This is a genomic window from Actinomyces haliotis (genome assembly GCF_015355765.1).
In the GTDB taxonomy this organism is placed as follows: domain Bacteria; phylum Actinomycetota; class Actinomycetes; order Actinomycetales; family Actinomycetaceae; genus Actinomyces; species Actinomyces haliotis.
Genome location: NZ_JACWNA010000004.1, coordinates 107,994 through 132,772, shown reverse-complemented (window position 1 = coordinate 132,772; position 24,779 = coordinate 107,994). Strand labels below are relative to the sequence as shown.

The window sequence follows — 24,779 nt, the reverse complement described above, 5'->3', positions numbered from 1 at the left end:
ACGCCCTCTGGCTGCGTCGAGATCGAAGGGTCGCCCCCCAGATCGCGCGACAAGGCGGCGATCTGGGCAGCGACCCTTCGATCTCGGGGCGCGGGCGGGTCGAAACGCGGGGCCGGAACCGTCACACCCCGGCGCTACCCTCAGCCCCATGACCACTCCCGTCTCCACCTCCTGGGCCGCGCAGCGCAACGCGGCCGTCCTCTCCGACGCCGCCGCCCGCGTCGCCGGCAACGCCGTCGCCACCACGAGCGTCGAGAAGCTGAGCCTGGACCGCCGCGTCGTCACCTCCATCGACACCACGGTCTCCGACCTCATCCCCGACGCCTCGATCACCGACCAGAAGCACTCCGGCCGCTGCTGGGCCTTCGCTGGTCTCAACATGCTGCGCGCCACGATGATCAAGGAGCTGGGCGTCGACTCCCTCGAGCTGTCCGAGAACTTCATCTACTTCTACGACAAGCTGGAGAAGGCCAACGGCTTCCTCGAGCGCGCCGAGCGCGACGCCCGCGCCCGGCTCGACCTCTACGAGCGCAACGTCTCCGACGACTTCGACGCGCCCACCGGCGACGGCGGCTACTGGCCCGAGGTCGCCTTCCTCATCGGCAAGTACGGCCTCGTCCCCAAGGACGCCATGCCGGACACGGAGTCGGCGGCCAACAGCGACGCCATGAACAACCACCTCGCCACCGTCCTGCGCCGTGCTGGCCTGCGGGTCCGCGCCGCCGTGAAGGCCGGAGACGACGACGCCGTCGCCGCCGCCCGCGAGGCCGCCCTCACCGACGTCCACCGCCTCCTCACCATCCACCTGGGCGTGCCGCCGACCTCCTTCGTCTTCCAGTACCGGGACAAGGAGAAGGAGTTCCACCGTGTCGGCGAGCTGACGCCCGTCGAGTTCCGCGACCGCTACGTGCACGGCCTGGAGGACTTCGTCGTCGTCGCCCACGACCCGCGCAAGTCCATCAAGATCAACACCAGGTACGGCATCGACCGCACCGACTTCATGGTCGAGCAGCCCACCCAGGAGCACGTCACCGCCGAGCTCGAGGTCCTCAAGGCCGCGGCGATCAGCGCCATCCAGGACGGCGAGCCCGTGTGGTTCGCCTGCGACGTCGCCAAGCAGCGCGACCGCGAGGCGGGGATCTGGGACGCCGCGCTCCACGACTACGAGGGCCTGTACGGCGTCGACCTGTCCATGACGAAGGCGGAGCGGATGGAGTCGCGCGAGTCGATGCTCACGCACGCCATGTGCCTCACCGGCGTGGACCTCGTCGACGGCGAGCCGCGGCGCTGGCGGGTGGAGAACTCCTGGGGCGACAAGTTCGGCCAGAAGGGGTTCAACACGATGAACGACTCGTGGTTCGACGAGTACGTGTACGAGGTCGTCGTCCGCAAGGACCGCCTGCCCGAGGAGGTCCGCGCGGCCCTGAACGCCGAGGCCGTCATCCTCCCGCACTGGGACCCGATGCTCTGAGACCACCACCCGCCCCGGGCCCCTCCCTGCCACGGGCAGGGCAGGACCAGACCGGACCGGGCAGGGCGTGCGCTGCCAGGAAAGGCCCGGGGAGAGTCAAAGACTTTCCCGCGGAGCGGATTCATGGCGCGGCTCGCCTCAGCGGTGGACAGGGGCCGCCTCACGCGCCCATACTCCGAAGAGGTTATCGAAACATCGTGGGCGATCTCGGATAGCCGGTCGTGCGCCCACCCCTACGTCAGGAGCGCACCATGAGCACTCAGAACCGCGCCGTCGTCTTCCACGGCACCGGCAACATGAAGGTCGACACCCTCGACTTCCCGAAGCTGGAGATGCCCGACGGCCGCAAGGCTCCGCACGGCGTCATCCTCAAGATCATCGCGACGAACATCTGCGGCAGCGACCTGCACATCTACCGCGGCTCCTTCCCCGTCCCGGACGGCATGGTCATGGGCCACGAGATGACCGGCCAGGTCGTCGAGGTCGGCAGCGACGTCGAGTTCATCCACGAGGGCGACATCGTCTCCGTCCCGTTCAACGTCGCCTGCGGGCGCTGCCGCAACTGCCGCGCCGGGCGCACCGAGGTGTGCGAGACGGCCAACCCGGAGAAGGCCTGCGCCGCCTACGGCTTCAACCTGGGCGACTTCCAGGGCGGGCAGGCCGACTACCTGTTCGTGCCGTACGCCGACTTCCAGCTGCTGCGCTTCCCCGACCGCGACCAGGCGATGGACAAGATCCTCGACCTGGCCGTGCTCTCCGACATCCTGCCGACCGCCTTCCACGGCCTCGTCGAGGCCGGCGTCCGCCCCGGCTCCACGGTCTACCTGGCGGGTGCCGGTCCCGTGGGCCGCTGCGGTGCGGCGGCCGCCCGCCTCATGGGCGCCTCGTGCATCATCGTCGGCGACCACGACACCAAGCGCCTCGACCTGGTCCGCAAGGCCGGCTGCGAGACGATCGACCTCAACCAGGACGTCCCGCTGACCGACCAGATCGAGCAGATCCTCGGCGAGCCGATGGTCGACGCCGCCGTGGACTACGTCGGCTCCGAGGCCCACGGCCTGGGCAAGGACTCGGGGACGATGGACCCGGCCGCCGCCATCAACCAGGTCCTCGACGTCACGCGCGCGGGCGGCGCCACCGGCATCATCGGCGTCTACGGCCCCGACCCGCTGGCCAAGTCCAAGGAGGCCCAGGAGGGGACCTTCGCGCTCGACTTCGGCCAGGCGTGGATCAAGTCCCCGCACATCACCGGCGGCCAGGCGCCGATCATGCGCTACAACCGCCAGCTGATGATGGCGATCCTGTGGGACCGCATGCCCTACCTGCGCGAGATGCTGAACCCGAAGGTGATCAGCCTCGAGGAGGCGCCGGAGGCCTACGCCGACTTCGACAAGGGCTCCGACGTGAAGTACATCATCGACCCCCACGGCATGATCAAGGGCTGACCCGCCCGCGGGCGACGTCTCACCGGTGAGGCCCAGTCCCGAGGCCAGTTGACCGGTTGCGGGCCGAGGCCCTCAGGTGCCGGAAGGGATCGCCCTTCCCCACCGAGGTCCTCGGCCCGGCCCGTCGCAGCCCCTGGCCCGACGTCCCGGGACGTCGACGAGACGACCCGAGCCCCGTCCGCCCGTGCCCCGGCCGTCGGGGAGGCGCCGCGCCCGGGCGCCCTCCCGCATCCGGGCGCCCTCCCGCATCCGGGCGCCCTCCCGCATCCGGGCGCCCTCCCGCATCCGGGCGCTCCTCCACCCGTCGGCGCCCGCCTGGCACAATCGGCGTCATGGTCGACCTCTCCACCGTCACGCCCGCCATCGCCCTGGGTCCCCTGGACGGGCGGTACCGCTCCGTCGCAGCCCCCCTCACGAACTACCTCTCAGAGGCCGCCCTCAACCGGGCCCGCCTCACGGTCGAGGTCGAGTGGCTCGTCCACCTCACCGACGACGGCGTCCTGCCGGGCGCCCCCACGCTCTCCGACGCCGAGAGGTCCTACCTGCGCGGCGTCGTCGAGTCCTTCGGAGCCGACGAGATCGCTGAGCTGGCCGAGATCGAGACCGTCACCAGGCACGACGTCAAGGCCGTCGAGTACCTCCTCAAGCGCCGCCTCGACGCCGCCGCGGACGCGGGTGTCACCGGCACCGACGGCGGTGCCACCGTCCTGCCGACCGTCCACGAGATCGTCCACATCTTCTGCACCTCCGAGGACGTCAACAACCTCTCCTACGCCCTCACCGTGCGCGACGCCGTCCAGGACGTCTGGCTGCCCGCCGCCCGCGGGCTCGTCGAGGACCTCGCCGCCATCGCCCGGGACAACGCCGATGCCGCCATGCTCTCGCGCACGCACGGCCAGGCCGCCACGCCGACGACGCTCGGCAAGGAGATGGCTGTCCTCGCCTGGCGCCTGGGCCGTCAGGTCAAGCGGGTCGAGCGCGCCGAGTACCTCGGCAAGATCAACGGCGCGACCGGCACCTACGGCGCGCACGTCGTCTCCGTCCCCGGCGCGGACTGGCAGGAGGTCTCCCGCACCTTCGTCGAGGGCCTCGGGCTCACCTGGAACCCGCTCACCACGCAGATCGAGTCGCACGACTGGCAGGCCGAGCTCTACTCGGACGTCGCCCGCTTCAACCGGATCGCCCACAACCTCGCGACCGACGTGTGGACGTACATCTCGCTGGGCTACTTCCACCAGCGACTCTCCGCGCAGGGCTCGACCGGCTCCTCGACGATGCCGCACAAGGTCAACCCGATCCGCTTCGAGAACGGCGAGGCGAACCTCGAGATCTCCTGCTCCCTCCTGGACACCCTCGCGGCCACGCTCGTCACCTCCCGCATGCAGCGCGACCTCACGGACTCCACGACCCAGCGCAACATCGGCGTCGCCTTCGGGCACTCCCTGCTCGCCATCGACAACATCCGCCGGGGTCTCGCCGGCCTGGACGTGGACCGGAACCGCCTGGCGGAGGACCTCGACGCGACCTGGGAGGTCTTGGGCGAGCCGGTCCAGCAGGCGATGCGCGCCGCGTCCGTGGCCGGGGCGACCGGCATGGCGGACCCGTACGAGCGCCTCAAGGAGCTGACCCGTGGCAAAAAGGTGACCCCGGAGGCCATGCGGGACTTCATCAAGGGGCTCGGCATGCCGGCGGAGGTCGAGGAGCGTCTGCTCGCGCTCACCCCGGGCACGTACACGGGCATCGCCGAGCAGCTCGTCGCGCACCTCGACAAGTGACAACGGACTGATTCCGCTCTCGGGCGCCTAGCCGCGCGCCCCGCAGTCCGGACGACGTCGTCGGGCCCCGTCACCGTGATGGTGGCGGGGCCCGACGCGCGACTTCACCTGGGAGACGGGGTTACTTCTCGTCACTTCTGGCTGCCGCATCCGTGGGATCGGCCGGGGCGCGGACGCGAGCCGTTGGAATCTCGCGGGTCTGCGGGGCAGATGCCGGATGCCGCAGGACCGTGACCCCGTGAAGTCACGAGATCTGACCATGTCTGGTCGACGCAGTCAGTGCCCGAGGACGTTGACGATGATCACGAGCAGGATGACGATCCACCCGATCGCGGAGCCTGCCTTGCTGGATCCGGCCCTGCCGGAGCGGGTGCCCGCCCTGCCCTGAGGACCGCGGGAGGCACCCTGGCTGACCGGGCGCATCCGTGCGGCCTGGGCTGAGGGAATGCGGCCGACTGCTCGCGGCTGGCCGGTCGCGCCCGCGCGGACCTGAGCAGGCTGCCTCGGCGCAGCGTAGGGGTTCTGGACCGGACGCCTTCCCTGGGCCGCGCCCGGATAGGCACCGTGCGGCGCACCGTGGGTTGCAGCCGCCTGATGCACTGACCGTGCGGGGGCACGGTTCGGCACGGAGCGCGCCTGCTGGTGGGCGGCCCGATGTCGCAGCTCGGCCTGCTGGCGTTCCATGTCGGCGCGCAGGCGGGCGGTGGCGTCGTCAGAGGCGGTACGGGCAGCGCCTGCTCGTGCGCCGCCCGGCGCGGCACCAGCTGCGAAACCGGCACCGTCCGGGCTCACGCCGTAGGAGGCGATCCGTCGGGCGCGCTCCTCCTCGACGACGGCCTCGTCGAAGAGCGGTGAGCCCATGAGCGGGTCGCCGAGGACGGAGCCGAAGGGGGCGTCGTCGACCCAGCCGGCGTCCGACGGGGTCCAGCCGAGCGGGGCCCAGCCGGCGTCGTTGACGAGGCTCGCGTCGTCCGAGGCGGGGGCGGACTCGGGCCGCGACTGGATGCGCTCGCTCATGCACCCAGCATCGCACGCGCTGACGACGCTGGGCAGGGGCGAGGCGCGTGCGGGGACGGGGCCGGCTCCCCGCCAACGGCTCTCGGTACTCCCTCGGGTACTTGACACCCCTACCCCCCACGGGTACCTTGATGGTCGTCAGGACGGCACGAGACGCAGGAGGCACCATGGCCGGCTACACCGGGACCAAGGAGGACTACCTCAAGCGGCTCCGCCGCATCGAGGGGCAGATCCGCGGCATCGAGCGCATGGTCGAGGAGGACACGTACTGCATCGACATCCTCACGCAGGTGTCCGCCGCCACCAAGGCCCTGCAGGCCGTGAGCCTCGGCCTCCTCGAGGACCACATGAGCCACTGCGTCATCCACGCCGCGCAGTCCTCCGACGAGGAGGGCCAGGCCAAGATCCGCGAGGCATCGGACGCGATCGCCCGACTCGTGAGGTCCTGACGGGCCCGGGCACCCGCCCGCCCCACCGACCAACCGAGCACCCCGACGCCGGGGACTCGGCCAGCACCACCGCACCACCCACCACCGGAACCAGGGAGCACACCATGGCTGACTTCACCACTGACGGCATCGACCGCACCACCACCCTCAAGATCTCCGGCATGACCTGCGGCCACTGCGTCGCCCACGTCACCGAGGAGCTCGAGGCCCTCGAGGGTGTCAAGAACGTCTCCGTCGTCCTCAACCAGGGCGGCCAGTCCGTCGCCACCGTCGTCTCCGACACGGTCCTCGACGACGCCAAGCTCACCGAGGCCGTCGACGAGGCCGGCAACTACACCGTCGACGCCATCGAGCGCGACGCCGCCTGAGGCACCCACCGCCCTCCCGCTGGGAACGTGCCTGCGCTCTGAGAACGAGCGCACCAACCACGTTCCGAGCGTGCAGGCACGTTCCCAGCGACACGTCGCACACGACGGGCCGGACCGCACACGCATTGCGAGCGACCGGCCCGTCGTCGTCCCCGGGAGCCGCCGCACCGGCCCCAGCCGAACCAGGCCGGACCGGACGACGGCGCCCCATCCAGAAGCCAGCACCTGATCACAGGAGTCTGATCCATCCATGAGCCAGCCCACAGGCTCCCCCCTCACTGGCACGCTCGACGCCACGGGCGACGCACCGGTTGCGACCGTCGACCTCGCCGTCGGCGGCATGACCTGCGCGTCGTGCGTGGCGCGCGTCGAGAAGAAGCTCAACAAGCTCGACGGCGTCGACGCCTCCGTCAACCTCGCCACCGAGTCCGCGCACGTGACCCTGACGAGGGACGTCACCGACGACGAGCTCGTCGGCGCCGTCGCCCGCGCCGGCTACACCGCGCAGGTCACGGGCCGCGACGAGCTGGGACAGGCCGCACCGGCCCAGGCGGGCCGGACTGACCGGGGCGCCGCGCCGAGCGAGCCGGGCATCGCCTCCTTCGGTGTCGCCGACGCGACGGGCGAGCGGGTCGTCGATCTCTCCGTCCAGGGCATGACCTGCGCGTCGTGCGTGGCGCGCGTCGAGAAGAAGCTCAACAAGCTCGACGGCGTCGACGCCTCCGTCAACCTCGCCACCGAGTCGGCCCGCGTCACGGCCCCCGCCTCCGTCTCCGACGACGACCTCCTCGGAGCAGTAGCCCGAGCCGGCTACTCCGCCACGGTCACAGGCTCTTCCTCTTCCTCCGCTTCCGAGGGCGCGGCCGTGCTCGCCGACCCGACCGCCGCCGGAAGCTCTGAGGCCGACGCCGCCGCGGCAGCACAGGGCGGGGCTGGGAGCCCCGCTGAAGGTGAGGCGGGTGGTAGCCGAGCTACGGCCCCCGCCGCCCCCTCCCGCCACAAGGCCAAGCCCGCTCCCCGGATCGGCGAGTCGCAGATCGCTCGTGCCGCCGACCTCAAGCGGCGTCTCATCGTGTCCCTCATCCTCTCGGTCCCGGTCATGGTCATCTCCATGGCACCGGCCCTGCAGTTCTACGGCTGGCAGTGGGCGGTCGCGGCGATGGCCCTACCGGTGGCGACCTGGGGCGCGTGGCCCTTCCACAAGGCGGCGTGGGGCGCGATCAAGCACGGCGCCTTCACCATGGACACGCTCGTGTCGATGGGTGTCATCGCGGCGACCGGCTGGAGCCTGTGGGCCCTCATCTGGGGCGGTGCGGGCGAGCTCGGCATGCGCATGACGATGGAGCTCATGCCGCGCAGCTCGGGACACATGGCCCACATGTACTTCGAGTCGGCGGCCTGGGTGACCACCTTCCTCCTCGCCGGCCGCTTCGCGGAGGCGCGCGCCAAGTACCGCTCCGGTGACGCGCTGCGCGCCCTCCTGGAGCTGGGCGCGAAGGAGGTCACGGTCGTGACCCTGACGTCGCCGTCGGGCTCGACGGACGCCGTCGACGTCCTGGACGACGAGGGCGCCCCGCGCGCCGACGCGGTCCGCACGGAGCGCACCGTCCCGGTGGACGAGCTGCGCGCCGGGGACCTGTTCTCGGTGCGCCCGGGCGAGAAGATCGCGACGGACGGCGTCGTCATCGAGGGCCGCTCGGCCGTGGACGCCTCGATGCTGACGGGCGAGTCGGTGCCGGTGGACGTCGCCGTGGGCGACGAGGTCACGGGCGCGACGGTCAACACCTCGGGCTCGCTGCTGGTGCGTGCGACGCGCGTCGGCGAGGGCACCACCCTGGCCCGGATCGGCAAGATGGTGACGGCGGCGCAGGCGGGCAAGGCCCCGGTGCAGCGCCTCGCGGACCGGATCTCGGGCGTCTTCGTGCCGACGGTCATCGGCCTGGCTCTCCTCACCTTCCTCGGCTGGCTGGCGCTCGGCCACCCGCTGCAGCACGCCTTCATGGCGGGCGTCGCGGTGCTCGTCATCGCCTGCCCCTGCGCCCTGGGCCTGGCGACGCCGACGGCACTGCTGGTCGGTTCGGGTCGCGCGGCCCAGCTGGGCGTCGTCATCAAGGGCCCCGAGGTCCTGGAATCGACGCGCTCCCTGGACACGATCGTCCTGGACAAGACGGGCACGATCACCGAGGGCCGCATGAGCCTCGACGTCGAGCACGACGTCGTTCCGGTCTCGGGAAGCCGCGAGGAGGCGCTCGCCCTGGCCGGCGCGGTCGAGTCCGCCTCGGAGCACCCGGTCGCGGCCGCCATCGCGATGGCGGCCAAGGACACCCTGCCGGGCGTCCCGCGCGTCGAGGGCTTCTCGAACCACGAGGGGCGCGGCGTCTCCGGCCGGGTCGAGCTGGACGGCGTCTCCCACGAGGTCGCCGTCGGGCGCCCGACGTGGCTCGCCGAGCAGGGCGTCAGCGTCCCCGAGGCGGTCACCGCCGCCGTCGACCGGGCCCAGGTGACCGGCGCGACCGCCGTCGTGCTCGCCGCCGACGGCGCCGCCACCGCCGTGCTCGCCGTGCGGGACACGGTCCGCGAGTCCTCCAAGGCCGCGATCGCGCAGCTGCGGGAGATGGGCATCCGCCCCGTCCTCCTCACCGGCGACAACGCCCGCGCCGCCGCGCACGTCGCCGAGCAGGTCGGGATCCCGGCGCAGGACGTGCGCGCCGAGGTCCTCCCCGGGGACAAGCGCGACGTCGTCGCCGAGCTGCAGGGCCAGGGGCACGAGGTCGGCATGGTCGGCGACGGCGTCAACGACGCCGCGGCGCTGGCGCAGGCGGGCACACAGGGCCTCGGCTTCGCCATGGGCTCGGGCACGGACGTCGCCATCGAGGCGGCGGACATCACGCTCATGCGCGCGGACCTGGACGCGGCGGTCACGGCGATCCGGATCAGCCGTCAGACGCTGCGGATCATCAAGCAGAACCTCTTCTGGGCCTTCATCTACAACGTGCTCGGGATCCCGCTGGCGGCGCTGGGTCTCCTCAACCCGATGATCGCGGGCGGCGCGATGGCCTGCTCCAGCGTCATCGTGGTGACGAACTCCCTGCGGCTGCGCCGCGCGGACTGAGGAGCCGGCCGCTCCGACCGCGCCCGGGCTCTCCGGCCCCACCGGCCCTGAGTTCCGGAACCCCACCGGTTTGGACCACCTGCCCGAGTGTGGACCACCTGAGACGGTGTCTCAGGTGGTCCACACTCGGGCAGGTGGTCCACACGCGCGGCGGCGGGGGAATCAGCAGACGGCAGTGGACCGCGGTGGTCCACACGGGGCAGGGCGGCGGCGCAACGACAGGCGCCGGGCGGCGCAGCGGGAAGGCTCCTGCCCGTCCCACCCGTACACTCGCGACCATGACCGACGAGGCCACCCCCACCAGCCCTGACGCACCGGCCGGTGCACCTCAGACGGACCCGGTCGCCTCCCCCTCCCCGGACGCGGCCGAGGCTTCGGCGCCCGCAACGTCCCCGGTCGGCATCCCCCGCATCGGGGTCGCCCCCGTGAGCGCGCCGCGCCCACGCCCGGCCCCGGTGGTGCGCTCGCGCACGCTCCTCGTCGACGCCCCGCTCCAGCGGCTGCGACGCACCGAGGACCTCCTCGACCTCGTCCTGTGCGTCCTCGGCGTCGGCTCCATGCTCATCCTCGCCGCCTACGCGCACGAGACGACCACGGGTGTCACCCAGGACGTGCAGAACGCCCTCGCGGTGGTGCTCCGCCAGATCCTCGTCTTCCCCTTGCAGGCCATCGAGGGCCTGGCCACCTTCATCCTCCCGATCGCCGTCCTCCTCCAGCAGGTCCTCCACCGCAGCTGGCGCGGAGCCGCCCTGTCCGGCCTCGCCGCGGTCGGCGGCTGGCTCATCGGCGTCCTCGCGCACGCGGCGGCCGATGCCTGGGCGCCGACGGCGCTCGTCTCGGGCCTCACGGTCACCGCCTCCGGCACCGCCCAGATCGGCATCTCCGCGACCTTCGCCTCGCTCGCCGCCCTGCTGACGGCCGCGGGCGAGCGGCGCTCCTCCTCCATGGTCCGCTACGGCTGGGCCGCGGTGTGGACGATCGTCGGCCTGGCGGTGCTCCGCTCCGCCCTCACCTTGCCGGGCGCCGTCCTGTCCGTCCTGCTGGGGCGGCTCGTCGGCGTCGGCGTCCGCTACGCCTTCGGGGTCGAGGACCGGCGCGTCCACGGGATCAACCTCGTGCGGGCCCTGCGCCGCGCCGGCGTCGACGCCGTCAAGGTCGTCCGTATGGACCCGGCCCCGGAGACCCGCGCCTGGACCGTCACCACCGACTCGCCGCTCGGCTACACGGAGCGCGTCCGCGAGAACCCGCTCACCGCGCCCGTCCCCGAGGAGCAGCTCCCCGGCGTCGGCGAGGACCTCCCCGACGAGGTCGCCGTCGCCGACGACGCACCCTCCCCCGACGACGTCGGCGCGTCGCGCGCTTCGGCCGGGAACGCCGTCCAGGACTCCCTCTTCGGCTCCCCCCACCGCGACGACGCCGAGCGCACCGGTGCCAGCGCGCTCTCCGACGACGCCAACCGCATCGTCCCCGCCGACGACGTCGACCTCGCCGCCGTCCTCGCCGAGGCCCACTCCGGGGCACTCGTTGAGGGCCGCCCCTCCGCCCACCGCCTCTACGCCGTCTGGGACTCCGAGGGCAGCCGCCGCGACGTCACCCTCCTCGACTCCGACCGGCAGGTCGCCGGCTTCCTGTCCACCGTCTGGGACCGCCTGCGCGTCAAGGGCCTCTCCCCCGACCGGGACCTATCGGTCCGCCCCGCGGCCGAGCACGCCGCCCTCATGACTCTCGAGGCGCGCCGCGCCGGCGTGCGCACCCCGAGCCTGTTCGGCATGGCGGAGGCCGACGAGTCCGTCCTCCTCGTCACCGACCACATCGTCGGCGCCCGCTCCCTGGGCGAGGTCGGCGAGGACGTGAGCGACGACGTCCTCACCCAGCTGTGGGACCAGGTGCGCCGCGCCCACGCCGCCGGCCTCGCGCACCGCGCCATCGACGGCTCGAGCGTCATCGTCGACGCCACCGGCCGCGTGTGGCTCCTCGACTGGGACTCGGGCGAGACGATCTCCACCGAGCTGTCCCGCCGCGTCGACCTCGCCCAGACCCTCGCGCTCGTCGCCTCGATCGCCGGGGTGGACCGGGCCATCGCGACCGCGTCCCGCTCGCTCACCACCGAGCAGCTCGCCTCGATCGCGCCGATGCTCCAGCGCGTCGTCCTCCCGGCGGCGACCCGCGAGACGATGGGCCGGCGCGGCAAGGTCCTCCAGGAGCTGCGCGACGCCCTCGTCTCTCTCACGCCGACGGCGCACGCGGAGCCCGCCAAGCTCAACCGCTTCTCGGCGCGCACCGTCATCATGGCGGTCATCGCGCTCGTCGCCCTGTACACGCTGCTGGGCCGCATGAACTTCGAGGAGATCAGCGCCGCCGTCGCCGACGCGAACGTCTGGTGGATCCTCGGGGCGCTCGTCTTCTCGCTGGCCACCTACGTGGGCGCCGGCATCTCGCTCGTCGCCTTCTCCCCGGTGCGCCTCAACCTCATGAAGTCGACGGAGGTGCACCTGGCGAGCTCCGTCGTCTCCCTCGTGGCGCCGGCGGGCGTGGGCGGCGCGGCCATCAACCTGCGCTTCCTCAACCGCAAGGGCGTGCCGACGGCGATCGGCGTCGCCACGGTGGCCCTCGTCCAGGTCATCCAGTTCGCCGTCACCGTGGTACTGCTGCTGATCCTGGCGGCGACGACCGGCCAGTCGACCGGGCTCACGCTGCCGAGCGGCTGGGTCATCGCCCTCGCGCTCGTCCTCGTGGCGGCGGTGGCGATCTCGCTGGCCATCCCGAAGGTCCGCACGTGGGTGTGGGCGAAGATCGAGCCGACCTACCGCCAGGTGTGGCCGCGACTCGTGTGGGTCGTGTCCAACCCGGTTCGCCTCGCCCTGGGCGTGGGCGGCACGGTCCTGCTCTCCCTGTCCTACATCCTCGCCTTCGGTGCGAGCCTGTGGGCCTTCGGCTACACGCTGCCCTTCTCGGTCCTCGCGATCACGTACCTCGCCTCGAACACGGTGGGCTCCGTGGTCCCCTCCCCCGGCGGCATCGGCCCGGTGGAGCTGGCGCTCACGGCGGGCCTCGTGACCGCGGGCGTGCCGAGCGGTGTGGCGCTGTCGACGGCGCTCGTGTACCGCCTCGTCACCTTCTGGGTGCCGATCCCGGTGGGCTGGCTGAGCCTCCAGCGCCTCCAGAAGAAGGGCGACCTGTAAGAGCCGGCCCGGGGCGGCTGCCGCGCGCAGCGGCGCCTCCTCCCCTCCCCCTTGCCGGGCTGACGTGGGGCGACGAGGCGCGGTCCTTCGTCGGCGGCAGCCGGTTCAGCCCTCGACGAGGCGACGCACCACCTCCGCGGCGGCGCTCGGCGTACCCGCGAGCAGGGAGCCTGGCTCACGCACGTCGGCCCGCGTCCCGTCCAGCCGGCTCACGACGGCGCCCGCCTCCGTGCACAGCAGCACCCCGGCCGCGACGTCCCAGGGCTGGAGCCTCGTGTGCACGAGGGCTCCCGCCCGCCCGGCGGCGACCTCCGCGAGCTCGAGAGCGGCCGCCCCGTAGCAGCGCATCCCGCGGGTCAACTCGCAGATCGCCGGCAGGTGGCGCAGCGCCGCGAGCGCGTGGAGCTGAGCGATGACGACGCCGTCGGCAAGCGGGACGTCCTCGACCGCGAGCCTCCAAGCGCCCGGGACGAGAGCGATCACGACGTCGGCACCGTCGGGCACGCCTCGTACGCCGGCGCCAGTGGCACCAGCGCCGCCGTCGTCGCTTCCCTCGCGGCCCGGCTCAAGCCGCCCCTCCCAGGCGCCGCCGCCCGCGAGCGCGACGTAGAGGCGGTCGTCAACGGGGTCCGCGACGATCCCGAGCACCGGCTCGCCGTCCTCGACGAGGGCCAGCGAGATCGCCCAGTGCCGGTGCACGGCCACGTAGTTGAGGGTCCCGTCGATCGGGTCGAGCACCCACACGCGCCCGGCCCAGGAGTCGGCGGCGTGCCCCTCCTCCCCGATGAGCCCGTAGCCGGTGGCCGCGAGCCGCCCGGCGATGAGCTCCTCGACGCCGCGGTCCACCTGGGTCACCACGTCGTTCCGGTTCCGCTTCGTACCGATCCGCAGCGCCTCGCCGGGGTCGAGGGCGAGGCTGGCGCCGGCGCGCACGGCGTCGAGCGCCACCGGGAGCAGGGACAGCAGGTCCGACGTGTCAGGGGCGGCCTCCCGGTCGGCCAAGGCGTGCGGGTGCGTCGTCGTCATACGTCCTCCTCGGGTGGATTCCGGTCGGTAGCCTATGACCTGGACCACGCTCCACAAGGACGGCCCACGGCCAGCTGCGCGACGGCGCGCGGCGCCGACCACCTCTCCGTCGGCCAGCGCGTGAGCGTCGAGGGGCACGTCACCTGTGGGCGCTGCCGCAACTGCCGCGCCGGGCGCCGCCACCTGTGCATCCGCACGAGCTCTATCGGCGTCAACCGCGACGGGGCCTTCGCCGACTACGTCGTCGTCCCGGCCCGCAACGTCTGGCCGCAGTCCGAGGAGATCGACCCGGACCTCGGCGCCCTCTTCGACCCGTTCGGCAACGCCGTCCACACCGCCCTCCAGTTCCCGCTCGCCGGCGAGGACGTGCTCGTCACGGGCGCCGGGCCGATCGGCGTCATGTGCGCGGCGATCGCCCGGCACTGCGGGGCGCGCAACGTCGTCATCACGGACCTGTCGGACTACCGGCTGGGGCTCGCCGACGCCGTCGGCGCCGTCACCGTCAACACGGCCCGGCAGGGCCTGCGCGAGGTCATGGCGAGCCTGGGGATGACGGAGGGCTTCGACGTCGGCCTCGAGCTGTCCGGGGCGCCCGCCGCGACCCGTCAGGTGATCGACGTGTGCAACCACGGGGCGCGCATCGCGATGCTCGGGCTGCCCAAGGGCGGCTACGAGATCGACTGGAACCAGGTCATCACCCGGATGCTCACCATCCAGGGCGTCTACGGCCGCGAGATGTACGACACCTGGTACAAGGGTTCCTTCATGCTGGGCTCCAGCCCTGAGCTGCGCGACCAGGTGCGCGGCATCATCACCCACCGCTTCGCGCCCGAGCAGTGGGCCGACGCCTTCGAGGCCGCACGCTCGGGCGAGTGCGGCAAGGTCATCATCAACTGGGAGGACTGACGTGTACGCGTTCAAGGACGAGCTCGCGGGCGAGCTCGACGACATCCGTGGGGCCGGCACCTGGAAGGAGGAGCGGGAGATCGTCAGTGCCCAGGGCGCCGAGGTCGAGACCACCACCGGCGTCGCCCTCAACTTCTGCGCCAACAACTACCTGGGACTGGCCGACGACTCGCGCGTCCGGGACGCCGCCCACGAGGCCCTCGACCAGTGGGGCTTCGGCCTGTCCTCGGTGCGCTTCATCTGCGGCACCCAGACGCCGCACCGCGAGCTCGAGCGGGAGCTGGCCGACTGGCTCGGCACCGACGACGCGATCCTGTTCTCCTCCTGCTTCGACGCGAACGGCGCGATCTTCGACGTGCTGCTCGGGGCGCAGGACGCGATCGTCTCCGACGAGCTCAACCACGCCTCCATCATCGACGGCGTGCGTCTGTGCAAGGCGGCGCGGTACCGGTACCGCAACGGCGACGTCGCCGACCTGCGCTCCCGCCTCAAGGAGGCGCGGGCCGCGGGGGCGCGGCGGATCATGATCGCGACCGACGGGGTCTTCTCCATGGACGGCTCCTACGCGCCGCTCCCGGAGATCGTCGAGGCGGCTGAGGAGTACGGCGCGCTCGTCATGGTGGACGACTCGCACGCGGTCGGATTCATCGGGGTGACCGGCGCGGGGACCCCGGAGATGTTCGGGGTCGAGGTCGACGTGCTCACTGGGACGCTGGGCAAGGCGCTCGGCGGGGCGAGTGGCGGGTACGTGGCCGGCCCACAGGAGGTCATCGACCTGCTGCGTCAGCACGGGCGCCCGTACCTGTTCTCCAACACGGTGGCGCCGGCGGTGGTCGGCGGGAGTCTGCGGGCGATCCGGATCGCGCGGTACGCCGACGAGTCGCGCGCGCACCTGGCGCGCAACGCGGAGCTGTTCCGCTCCCTCATGGAGGAGGCCGGTTTCACCCTGCTGCCAGGGAGCCACCCGATCGTGCCGGTTATGTTCGCGTCCGAGCGAGAGGCCGTGGAGATCGCGGACCGGATGCTCGCGGAGGGGGTCTACGTCATCGCCTTCTCGTACCCGGTAGTGCCCAAGGGGCGGGCGCGCATCCGGGTGCAGCTGAGCGCGGCGCACACGGAGGAGGACGTGCGCGAGTGCGTCGACGCCTTCGTCCGGGCCCGGCAGTCCGTGGTGGGCTGAGGGGCTCCGCCCGTGAGATGGTGCGCCGAGCGGGTCAGAGGCAGTCGGCGCTTTGTGCCGACGAATGTCCTCGCAGGTCAGAGCCCCGCACCCGGCCGACCGCGCGCAGTTCTGAGGCTCTGATCCGCTCAGGGCACCACAGCCCGCTCGCTCTCCACAGACGCGACCCCCTCCCTGGCGCACGCACTCCCCTCGAGGCGAGGCTCGCCCCATGGGACGGGCGGCGGATCTCGAGGAGGAGCGGATCATCGCGCTCATCCTCCCGACCGGCGCGCTCCGCCAGTCCGAGCTCGGTCTGGGGAGCACGGGGCGGCGGGTCCTCGCGCGTCTCATCAGCTCCGGCGCCCTCCAGCGCACGGGGTCGGTGGTCCACCTTCCCGAGGCGGCAGCGCCCGTCCTGGCCGCACGCCGGTGCGACGGCCTGCTCACCTGCGGGAGCGCGCTGGCCGCGTACGGCCTGCCCGAGCTCATCCCAGCCTCCCCGGTTCACGTCGCGGTGCCCTCCAGCCGCGGATCGGTCCACGCACCCGGCGTCACGGTCCATCGCGAGCCGGGGCTCGAGGTCCAAGGTCTCGCGGTCCCGATCGACCGCCTTGTGGCGAGGCTCCTGCGCTGCGGCCCGGAGAAGGAGTCCATCGCGATCGCGGACAACGCGCTGCACCGCGGGCTCGTGACGCGCGAGGAGGTCGCCGCGAGGCTGCAGGGGAACCGGCACGGGTGCCCCACCGCGCGCCGGCGACTGGCGCGGTGCACGGACAGGGCCCGCTCGCCGATCGAGTCCCTCGCCCGGATCGAGCTCGAGGACGCCGGGCACCGGCCCGTGCCGGGGCTCGTCGTCCCCGGGGTCGGCGAGCTCGACCTGGTCATGGAGGGCCTGGACATCGAGACGGACGGCTACACGTACCACTCGCTCAAGTCCGCCTGGTCCAACGACCGCCGCCGGGACCAGCTCCTGCTCGCGCGGGGCGTCACCCCGGTGAGGCTCACTCGCGAGGACGTCATGGCCGGGCGGACCGTGCCGATCGTGGAGTCGGTACTCCGCCGGATGGCGCTCTCAGCGGGTCAGGGCCGGCTCGGGGCTGAGCAGGAAACGACCGCGGGCCTCTGACCTGCGCAGACATTCAGCAGCACGAACCGGCCGGATGCTCTGACCCGCTGAGAGCACCACACGCAGCGCTCAGGCTGCGCGCGCGGCGCGCCGCTGGTGCATCCACCAGGCCACCGCGAGCGCGGCCACCCACAGCGGGCTCCACACGACGGCCACGCGGGTGTCGTCGGCGAGCGTGAGCGTCCAGGTGACGAAGACGAAGAAGACGAGGCAGGCCCACGCGGCCGCGCGGCCGCCGGGCATCCGGAAGGCGCTCGCCTCCGCCACCTCGGGACGGAGCCGCCGGTAGCGCAGGTAGCACATGAGGATGACGCACCACACGAGGATGAACAGCACGCTCGCCACGGTCGTCACCGCGGTGAAGGCCGCCATGATCGAGTCGGAGACGTAGAGCAGCGGGATGGAGGTGAGTAGGGCCGCGCAGGTGAGCAGCAGCGCCGGCGCCGGCACGGACCGCTTGGACAGGCCCGCGAAGACGGCCGGCGCCTGCCCCGCCTCGGCGAGCCCGAAGAGCATCCGGGAGGTCGAGTACATGCCGGAGTTGGCGCTCGAGGCCGCCGCGGTAGTGACGACGAAGTTGACCACGGACGCGGCCACGCCGAGCCCCGCGAGGGTGAACATGGCGACGAAGGGCGAGGAGTCGGCGGAGACCTCGCGCCACGGGGTGACGCACATGATGGCAGCGAGCGCCCCCAGGTAGAACAGCAGGATCCGCACGGGGATCGCGTTGATGGCGCGAGGGAGCGTGACCTCGGGGTCCTCGGCCTCGGCGGCGGTGGTCCCGATGAGCTCGGTGCCGACGAAGGCGAACACGGCGATCTGGAAGGCACCCGCGAAGCCGTCAAAGCCGTGGGGGAAGAGCCCGCCGTCGTTCCAGAGGTTGGCGAGGCTGGCGTGCGCGCCGCCCGGTGAGGTGAAGCCGGTGGCGACCATCCAGATCCCGACGACGACGAGCGCCAGGATCGCGACGATCTTGATGATGGAGAACCAGAACTCGATCTCGCCGAAGGCCCTCACGGTCGTGAGGTTGAGGGAGAGGAGCAGCGCGACGGTGACGACGGGCGGGATCCACAGCGGGAGGGTCGGCCACCAGAAGCGCAGGTAGCCGGTGATGACGACGACCTCGGCGACGGCGGTGACGAGCCAGCAGAAGTAGTAGGTCCAGCCGGTCATGTAGCCGGCCCACGGCCCGATGAGGTCGTGCGCGACGTCGGCGAAGGACTTGTAGCGCAGGTCTGACAGGAGGACCTCGCCGAGCGCCCGCATGACGAGGAAGAGCGCCCCGCCGATGATGGCGTAGACCAGCAGGACGCCGGGGCCGGCGAGCGAGATCGTCTTGCCGGAGCCCATGAAGAGGCCGGTGCCGATCGCGCCCCCGATCGCGATGAGCTGGATGTGCCGGTTGGTGAGGTTGCGCTGGAGGTGCTCGTCGCCGGTGGCCACGGCCGTCCTTCCGTCGGGGGGGTGGGACCGGGGCAGCCTACGTCCCTCCCGCGACCCCGCACCGGGACGAGCGGGGCGTCGCCGCCGTCTGCCTGGTCACGGTGGCGGACGACGGCGCTGGGTAGGCTCGCGGTCGATGAGCACCAGCACCGCGCCGTCCGAGCACGACGAGTCCCAGGGCACGACGCCGCCCACCACCTCCCGCGCCGACCTCGTGCCGGCGGCCACCGCCGTCGTCGTGAGCGCGCTCCTACTCATCGCCTACTCGCTGGGCCAGTGGCGCTCGATGTACGTGCCGAGCTGGGACCTCGCGATCTTCTCCGAGCTCGCGAAGGACTACGCGCACCTCAGGGCCCCGATCGTCCCGATCAAGGGCGTCGGCTTCAACCTGCTGGGCGACCACTTCCACCCGATCCTCGTCCTGCTCGGCCCGGTCTGGGCGCTCTTCCCGAGCCCGCTGTCCCTGCTCATCACTCAGGACCTGCTGCTCGCCGTGTCCGCCTGGCCGCTGACCCGAGTAGCGACCCGCGTCGTCGGCCGCGTGCCGGCGCTGGCGCTGGGTCTGTGCTACGCGCTGTCGTGGGGCTTCCAAGGGGCGGTCGCCGCCCAGTTCCACGAGATCGCCTTCGCGGTCCCGATGCTGGCGTGGTCCTGCGCGGCCTTCGCGGAGCGCCGATGGTGGGCCTCGGCCCTCTGGGCGGCGCCACTGGTCCTCGTCAAGGAGGACCTGGGCCTCACGGTCCTCATGATCGGTCTGGCGATCGCCTGGCGCGGCCGCCACGAGGAGGCTCCGGTCCACGAGCCGACCGGCCACCGGCTGCGCGACCGCGCCGCCCGCCTCACCCCGCTGCAGCTGGGGCTGGGTCTAGCGGCCTTCGGCCTCATCCTCTTCCTCCTCACGGTGCTCGTCATCCTCCCGCTCCTGTCCTCCACCGGGACCTGGCAGTACGGGCTGGGCGGCAACGCGGGCGACGGGACGGCGACGACGGCGTCCTCGGGCGGCTTCCTCTCACGGCTCTTCTCCCCTGAGGTCAAGACCGCCACGCTCGCCATGATCGTGTGCACGGCGGGGCTCATCGGCCTGGGCTCGCCGCTCATGGCGGCGGTCCTGCCGACGATCGCGTGGCGCTTCCTGTCCAGCAAGGAGTTCTACTGGGACTGGAAGGCGTGGCACTACAACGCGGTTCTCATGCCGATCGCGCTGGGCGCGCTCCTCGACGTCCTCGCCCGGCTCCGCGCCCGCCGCGCCGACCCGGACGACGAGACCGCGCCGCCCGGCTGGCTGGGCGCGCCAGTGTGGGCCCGGTGGCTGAGCGTCGTCGGCGTCACGGTGCCACTGCTCATGACGGCGGTGACGGCGAAGGACCTGCCGCTGGCGTCGATGAAGGACGACGGCTGGGGCGAGACCTCCTCCCGGGCGGCCGCCGCGCAGCAGGTCATGGACACGATCCCGGAGGGCGCGAGCGTCGAGACGGACCTCGGCCTGCTCGCCTACCTGGTGCCGCGCGCCGAGGTGTCCTGGGTGGGGACGGCCGGGGTGAGCCCGGAGTACGTCGTCATCGACGAGCAGTCCTCGGCGTGGGGCGGGAACGCGCCCATGGACGCGGCGCAGTGGATCTCCAGTCAGGTGACCGACGGCTCCACCTACACGAACATCCTCACGGTGGACGGCTACCAGGTGGCGAAGCGCAATGGCTGAGCCGACAGCACCGGCGGCCACGCCCCGCCCGATGCCCCGCTGGGCGGAGCTCGTGACGGTGGGCGTCGGGGGCGCGCTCGGCACGCTGGTCCGAGCGGCCGCCTCGCACGCCTGGCCGGCCCCCTCCGGTGGTCTCCCGACGACGACGCTCGCCGTCAACCTCGTCGGCGCGCTCCTGCTCGGGCTGCTCCTCGGGCACCTGGCGCTCGCGGGCCCGGACGCAGGCGTCCGGAAGGTGGCGCGCCTGGGTGTCGGGACGGGCTTCATGGGAGGTCTCACCACCTACTCGACCTTCATGGTGGAGTCCGAGCGACTCCTCACCGACGGGCACGCTGCCCTGGGCCTGGCCTACCTCCTCGGCTCGCTCCTCGCGGGCCTGCTCGCCGCGACCGCCGGACTGGCCCTCGCCGCTCGCGCTCACGGGGGTGAGCGCGCGTGAGCCCGCTGACCTGGTTCCTGCTGGCGGTGGCCGGAGGCCTCGGGGCCGTCACGCGCTTCACGGTGGACGCCCGGGTGGGTGCGGCGGTCACGCGCCGTCGTGCCGCCCGCTCGCCTCGGCCCGGCGGTCCCGACGGCCCTGAGGCTCGGTTGGCGGGGATCCCGCTGGGGACCGTCGTCGTCAACGTGACAGCCTGTCTTCTCCTGGGACTCGTCGCGGGCTGGACGGCGGCAGCCTCGGCGCCGACGGCGGTGTCCTCGGCCCTGGGGACCGGCTTCCTCGGCGGCTACTCGACCTTCTCGACGGCGTCCGTGGAGTCCGCGCGGCTGCTCCTGGCGCGGCGCGGGCCGGCGACGGCCCTGCACGCGCTGGGGATGGCGTCGGCGAGCCTCGTCGCCGCCGCCCTCGGGCTGGCGATCGGCAGCGCGCTCGGCTGAGGCGCCCCGGATACCGGGAGCCCCGCGGAGCCGAGATACGCTGACCATGCGGTCGGTTTCGTTCCGGCCACGCCCACCCGCCGGAAGCCGCACCGGCCGGCGCACGCGACAGGGCACACTAGGGCCATCACCGCCGCGGTCGGCAGGGAAGCCGACCGCACCGAGGAGCGAGGAAGACCATGGCACTGAGCATCGGCATCGACGTCGGGGGCACGAAGATCGCGGCGGGCGTCGTCGACGACGAGGGCAGGGTCCTCGAGACGATCCGCAAGGACTCTCCCGCCAAGGAGCGCCAGGCGATCATCGACACGATCGTCTCCGTCACCGAGGAGCTCAAGGACGCGTTCCCGGAGACTGCCACGGTCGGCATCGGGGCCGCCGGCTTCATCGACTCGGACCGCAACACCATCGCCCACGGCACGAACCTCGACTGGACGGGCCTCAAGCTCGCGGACGTCGTCTCCGAGAAGGTGGGGCTGCCCGTCGTCGTCGAGAACGACGCCAACGCCTTCGGCTGGGCCGAGGCCCGCTTCGGCGCCGCCCGCGGCAAGCAGAACGCCCTCATCGTGGCCATCGGCACGGGCCTGGGCGGCGCGATCGTCGTCAACGGCCAGCTGCTGCGGGGCGCCGCCGGCTTCGGCGGGGAGATCGGGCACATCAACGTCGTCCCGGATGGCCGCCCCTGCGGCTGCGGCCAGTACGGCTGCCTCGAGCGCTACTCCGCCGGCACGGCGCTCGGCGTCAACGGCTGGGAGCTCGCCCAGTACAGGCCCGCCTACGCGGCCCGCATCATCGAGCTGTCCGGCGGGGACCCGGACCACATCTCCGGCAAGGCCGTCACCGCCGCCGCCCGCGAGGGCGACCCGGCCGCCCTCCAGTGCTACGCGAGCCTCACGCACTGGCTCGGCGTCGGACTGGCGGACATGTGCGCCATCCTCGACCCGGAGGTCATCGTCATCGCCGGCGGGCTGGCCGAGGCGGGCGGCATCCTCCTCGAGCCCACCAAGAAGGCCTTCGCCGAGGCCCTCACCGCTGGCCCGCACCGCCCGGCGATCCCGATCGTCCTCGCCGAGGGCGGCCAGGAGGCGGGCCTCGTCGGCGCCGCCGACCTCGCCCGCCAGGCCTCCTGAGCGCTCTGGCGCTCTGGCGCGCCACAGCGTGCCAGGCCGCCCGAGCACCCACGACGACGCCCGCCGTCGGTCCCCTTCCGGGGCCGATGGCGGGCGTCGTCGTGCGAGCTCCTCGCCGCGCTCAGGCCTCGAAGACCCAGTCGCGGATCTCGGGCATGTCCTCCAGGTGGGCGACCTTGTAGTCCTCGTGCCGGGCGAGCTGCTTCTCGCACCAGCGCTTGAGATCGGCCGCGCCGCGCACCGTCTTGCGCGCGTTGTTGAGCGCGTCGATGACGAGGTGGTAGCGGTCCACACGGTTGCGGACCACCATGTCGAAGGGCGTCGTCGTCGTACCCTCCTCGATGAAGCCGCGGACGTGGAAGCGGTCGGCGTCCGGGCGGCCGTGGACGAGCTGGTGGATCGAGCCCGGGTAGCCGTGGAAGACGAAGACCACGTCCTTGTCGTCCGTGAAGGTCTCCGCGAAGTCCTCGTCGCTCATGCCGGAGGGGTGGTCCTTCAGGCGGGCGAGGGTCTGGAGCCGCACCACGTTGACGACGCGGACCTTGAGGAGCGGCAGCTGCTGGCGCAGGATCTGCGCGGCGGCGATCGCCTCGGTGGTGACGACGTCGCCGGCGCAGGCGATGACGATGTCCGGCTCCTCACCGGACTCGAGGTCCTCGTTGCCGGCCCAGTCCCAGACGCCGTAGCCGCGCTTGCAGTGGACGTAGGCCTCCTCCTTGGTGAGCCACTGGAACTGCGGCTGCTTGTCCTGGACGATGAGGTTGACCTTGTCGGTCGTGTCGAAGCCGTAGGAGGCGATCTCCAGGAGGCAGTTGGCGTCCGGCGGCAGGTAGGCGCGCACGATCTCAGCCCTCATGTTGAGGATCGAGGAGAGCACGCCCGGCCCCTGGTGGGAGAAGCCGTTGTGGTCGTTGCGCCAGCAGGTCGAGCTCAGCAGGATGTTGAGCGAGGGCACGGGCACGCGCCAGTCGAGGTGGACGCCCTCCTCGAGCCACTTGGCGTGCTGGATCGTCTGCGAGACGGAGACCATGCCGAAGGCCTCATAGGAGGCCCACAGGCCGTGACGGCCCGTGAGGTTGTAGGCCTCGAGCCAGCCGTGGGTGTTGTGCTCGGAGAGCACCTCCATGACGCGGCCGGCGGGAGAGATGTTGACGTCGAGGTCCGTGAGCCGCTCCATGAAGGCGCGGTCCGTCTGCTCGAAGACGGCGGAGAGGCGGTTCGAGTCGGCCTCGTCGGGGCAGAAGAGCCGGAAGGTCGTGGGGTTGCGACGGTAGAGCTCTGCCATGAGGGCGCCGAGGTAGCGCGTCGACTCCTTCTTGACGCGGCCGCGGTCCCCCGGGGCGAGGTCGAGGGCGAGGTCGCGCCAGTCGGGCACGTCCAGCGGCGTGTAGGAGCCGCCTCCGTTGGCCACGGGGTTGGCGCTCATGCGCAGGTCCCCGCTGGGGTTGGCGCGCCTGGCGAGCTCGGTCAGGGAGCCGTTCTCGTCGAAGAGCTCCTCGGGGCGGTAGCTGCGCAGCCACCTCTCGAGGATGGCGAGGTGCTCGGGGTTCTCCTTGACGCCGGACAGCGGCACCTGGTGGGCGCGCCACGTGCCCTCGACGACGGTGCCGTCGACCTCATGGGGGCCGGTCCAGCCCTTCGGCGTGCGCAGGATGATCATGGGCCAGTGCGGGCGCTCGCCGGCGACGACGCCCTCACCGCCCGGAGTGCGGGCCGCGAGCTGGATCTTCTTGATGCGTCCCCAGGCGTAGGCGAGGGCGGCGTCGAGCTGGGGGCCGACGACGGCCGGGTCGTCGCCGCCGACCTCGATGACCTCGTAGCCGTGCCCCTGGTAGAGGCTGCGCAGCTCCTCGGGGTCCTTGCGGGCCTGGACGGTGGGGCTGGCGATCTTCGCGCCGTTGAGGTGGAGGACGGGCAGGACGGCGCCGTCGCGGGCGGGGTTGAGGAAGGAGATGCCCTTCCAGGAGCCCTCGAGGGGGCCGGTCTCGGCCTCGCCGTCGCCGACGACGGCGAGCGCGATGAGGTCGGGGTTGTCGAAGACGGCGCCGAAGGCGTGGACGAGGGCGTAGCCGAGCTCGCCGCCCTCGTTGATGGAGCCTGGCGTGGTCACGGAGACGTGCGAGGGGATGCCGCCAGGCGCGGAGAACTGGCGGAAGAGGCGGAGGACGCCGTCGGAGTCCTCGGTGACCCGCGGGTAGACCTCGGTGTAGGAGTCCTCGAGGTAGGAGGCCGCGACGAGCGCCGGGCCGCCGTGGCCGGGGCCGGTGATGTAGATCATCGACTGGTCGGTGAGGCGGATGAGGCGCGAGGCGTGCGTGTAGATGAAGGACAGGCCCGGGCTGGTGCCCCAGTGGCCGAGGAGGCGGGGCTTGATGTCGTCGGCGAGGAGCTCGCGGCGCAGGAGCGCGTTGTCCTTGAGGTAGATCTGGCCGACGGTCAGGTAGTTGTTGGCGCGCCACCAGGCGTCCATGGCGGCGGTGTCGTCCTGGGTGGGGTGGGCCAGCGCGTCGACGAGCTCGTCCACCCGGGCCGCGGTGAGGGGCTCGGCGGTGGGGGTCTGAGTCATTCGTCCTCCTGTGCGGGCGCCGTCAG

18 protein-coding genes and 1 pseudogene are annotated in these 24,779 nt (G+C 72.3%); 15 read left to right on the top strand and 4 right to left on the bottom strand.

Translation table 11 applies throughout. From position 1 onward, the window contains the following. Window positions 1-148: 148 nt before the first annotated feature. From IXW69_RS03785 to purB, 3 genes are all read left to right on the top strand, one after another. Window positions 149-1,471: a C1 family peptidase gene (locus IXW69_RS03785; RefSeq protein WP_194785039.1), complete on the top strand. Its 1,323-nt coding sequence runs from the start codon at window positions 149-151 to the stop codon at window positions 1,469-1,471. Between the two features lie 251 nt (window positions 1,472-1,722). Beyond that, the gene (locus tag IXW69_RS03780) at window positions 1,723-2,916 is read left to right on the top strand and encodes an alcohol dehydrogenase catalytic domain-containing protein (protein WP_194785038.1); all 1,194 of its coding nucleotides are present in this window, start codon (window positions 1,723-1,725) and stop codon (window positions 2,914-2,916) included. Between the two features lie 332 nt (window positions 2,917-3,248). Further along, entirely contained in the window at window positions 3,249-4,691 is a 1,443-nt protein-coding gene (gene purB / locus IXW69_RS03775) for an adenylosuccinate lyase (protein ID WP_194785037.1), read from the top strand. Between the two features lie 276 nt (window positions 4,692-4,967). Here purB and IXW69_RS03770 read toward each other — a convergent pair whose 3' ends face one another. Beyond that, a complete protein-coding gene (locus IXW69_RS03770) occupies window positions 4,968-5,708 on the bottom strand; it encodes a hypothetical protein (RefSeq protein WP_194785036.1) in 741 nt (246 codons plus the stop codon). Between the two features lie 167 nt (window positions 5,709-5,875). On the opposite strand from IXW69_RS03770, the gene IXW69_RS03765 reads away from it, so the two are divergent. The 5 genes and pseudogenes from IXW69_RS03765 (at window position 5,876) to IXW69_RS03750 (ending at window position 12,819) form a co-directional block, all read left to right on the top strand. Further along, a complete protein-coding gene (locus IXW69_RS03765; protein WP_067941132.1) occupies window positions 5,876-6,157 on the top strand; it encodes a metal-sensitive transcriptional regulator in 282 nt (93 codons plus the stop codon). A gap of 104 nt (window positions 6,158-6,261) precedes the next feature. Beyond that, on the top strand, window positions 6,262-6,525 hold the full coding sequence (locus tag IXW69_RS03760; RefSeq protein WP_194785035.1) for a heavy-metal-associated domain-containing protein: 264 nt from the start codon (window positions 6,262-6,264) through the stop codon (window positions 6,523-6,525). 250 nt (window positions 6,526-6,775) lie between these two features. Continuing rightward, a pseudogene (locus IXW69_RS12240) lies at window positions 6,776-6,970 on the top strand (cation transporter); the annotation flags it as partial. A gap of 210 nt (window positions 6,971-7,180) precedes the next feature. After that, on the top strand, window positions 7,181-9,637 hold the full coding sequence (locus tag IXW69_RS03755) for a heavy metal translocating P-type ATPase (protein WP_456048970.1): 2,457 nt from the start codon (window positions 7,181-7,183) through the stop codon (window positions 9,635-9,637). Window positions 9,638-9,915: 278 nt separating this feature from the next. Beyond that, window positions 9,916-12,819, top strand: coding sequence for a lysylphosphatidylglycerol synthase transmembrane domain-containing protein (locus tag IXW69_RS03750; protein WP_194785033.1), 2,904 nt, complete (start codon window positions 9,916-9,918; stop codon window positions 12,817-12,819). 105 nt (window positions 12,820-12,924) lie between these two features. Here the strand turns inward: IXW69_RS03750 and IXW69_RS03745 are convergent, their stop codons facing one another. Then, window positions 12,925-13,845 (bottom strand): inositol monophosphatase family protein, encoded by a 921-nt coding sequence (locus IXW69_RS03745; protein WP_194785032.1) that lies wholly within the window; start codon window positions 13,843-13,845, stop codon window positions 12,925-12,927. Here IXW69_RS03745 and tdh point away from each other — a divergent pair. The 3 genes from tdh (at window position 13,825) to IXW69_RS03730 (ending at window position 17,039) form a co-directional block, all read left to right on the top strand. Further along, window positions 13,825-14,751 carry an L-threonine 3-dehydrogenase gene (gene tdh / locus IXW69_RS03740; RefSeq protein WP_323745158.1) on the top strand — a complete coding sequence of 309 codons (927 nt, stop codon included), beginning with the start codon at window positions 13,825-13,827 and terminating at the stop codon, window positions 14,749-14,751. The two genes, IXW69_RS03745 and tdh, sit on opposite strands and share 21 nt — an antisense overlap. Before the next feature lies 1 nt (window position 14,752). After that, window positions 14,753-15,931, top strand: coding sequence for a glycine C-acetyltransferase (locus IXW69_RS03735; RefSeq protein ID WP_194785031.1), 1,179 nt, complete (start codon window positions 14,753-14,755; stop codon window positions 15,929-15,931). A 211-nt stretch (window positions 15,932-16,142) separates the two neighbouring features. Then, entirely contained in the window at window positions 16,143-17,039 is an 897-nt protein-coding gene (locus IXW69_RS03730; RefSeq protein ID WP_194785030.1) for a hypothetical protein, read from the top strand. A 69-nt stretch (window positions 17,040-17,108) separates the two neighbouring features. Here the strand turns inward: IXW69_RS03730 and IXW69_RS03725 are convergent, their stop codons facing one another. Continuing rightward, window positions 17,109-18,518, bottom strand: a complete 1,410-nt coding sequence (locus IXW69_RS03725; RefSeq protein ID WP_194785060.1) for an amino acid permease — start codon at window positions 18,516-18,518, stop codon at window positions 17,109-17,111. Between the two features lie 100 nt (window positions 18,519-18,618). On the opposite strand from IXW69_RS03725, the gene IXW69_RS03720 reads away from it, so the two are divergent. The 4 genes from IXW69_RS03720 to IXW69_RS03705 all read left to right on the top strand — a co-directional run bounded on the left by IXW69_RS03720 (window position 18,619) and on the right by IXW69_RS03705 (window position 22,187). Then, a complete protein-coding gene (locus tag IXW69_RS03720; protein ID WP_194785029.1) occupies window positions 18,619-20,181 on the top strand; it encodes a DUF2079 domain-containing protein in 1,563 nt (520 codons plus the stop codon). Then, window positions 20,174-20,620 (top strand): FluC/FEX family fluoride channel, encoded by a 447-nt coding sequence (locus IXW69_RS03715; RefSeq protein WP_228524673.1) that lies wholly within the window; start codon window positions 20,174-20,176, stop codon window positions 20,618-20,620. Before IXW69_RS03720 ends, IXW69_RS03715 begins: the two co-directional genes overlap by 8 nt. Next, window positions 20,617-21,057, top strand: a complete 441-nt coding sequence (locus IXW69_RS03710; RefSeq protein WP_194785028.1) for a fluoride efflux transporter FluC — start codon at window positions 20,617-20,619, stop codon at window positions 21,055-21,057. The genes IXW69_RS03715 and IXW69_RS03710 overlap by 4 nt, the downstream gene beginning before the upstream one ends. Before the next feature lie 179 nt (window positions 21,058-21,236). Further along, window positions 21,237-22,187, top strand: coding sequence for an ROK family glucokinase (locus tag IXW69_RS03705; protein ID WP_194785027.1), 951 nt, complete (start codon window positions 21,237-21,239; stop codon window positions 22,185-22,187). 121 nt (window positions 22,188-22,308) lie between these two features. Here the strand turns inward: IXW69_RS03705 and IXW69_RS03700 are convergent, their stop codons facing one another. Then, on the bottom strand, window positions 22,309-24,753 hold the full coding sequence (locus tag IXW69_RS03700; RefSeq protein ID WP_194785026.1) for a phosphoketolase family protein: 2,445 nt from the start codon (window positions 24,751-24,753) through the stop codon (window positions 22,309-22,311). Window positions 24,754-24,779: the final 26 nt, after the last annotated feature.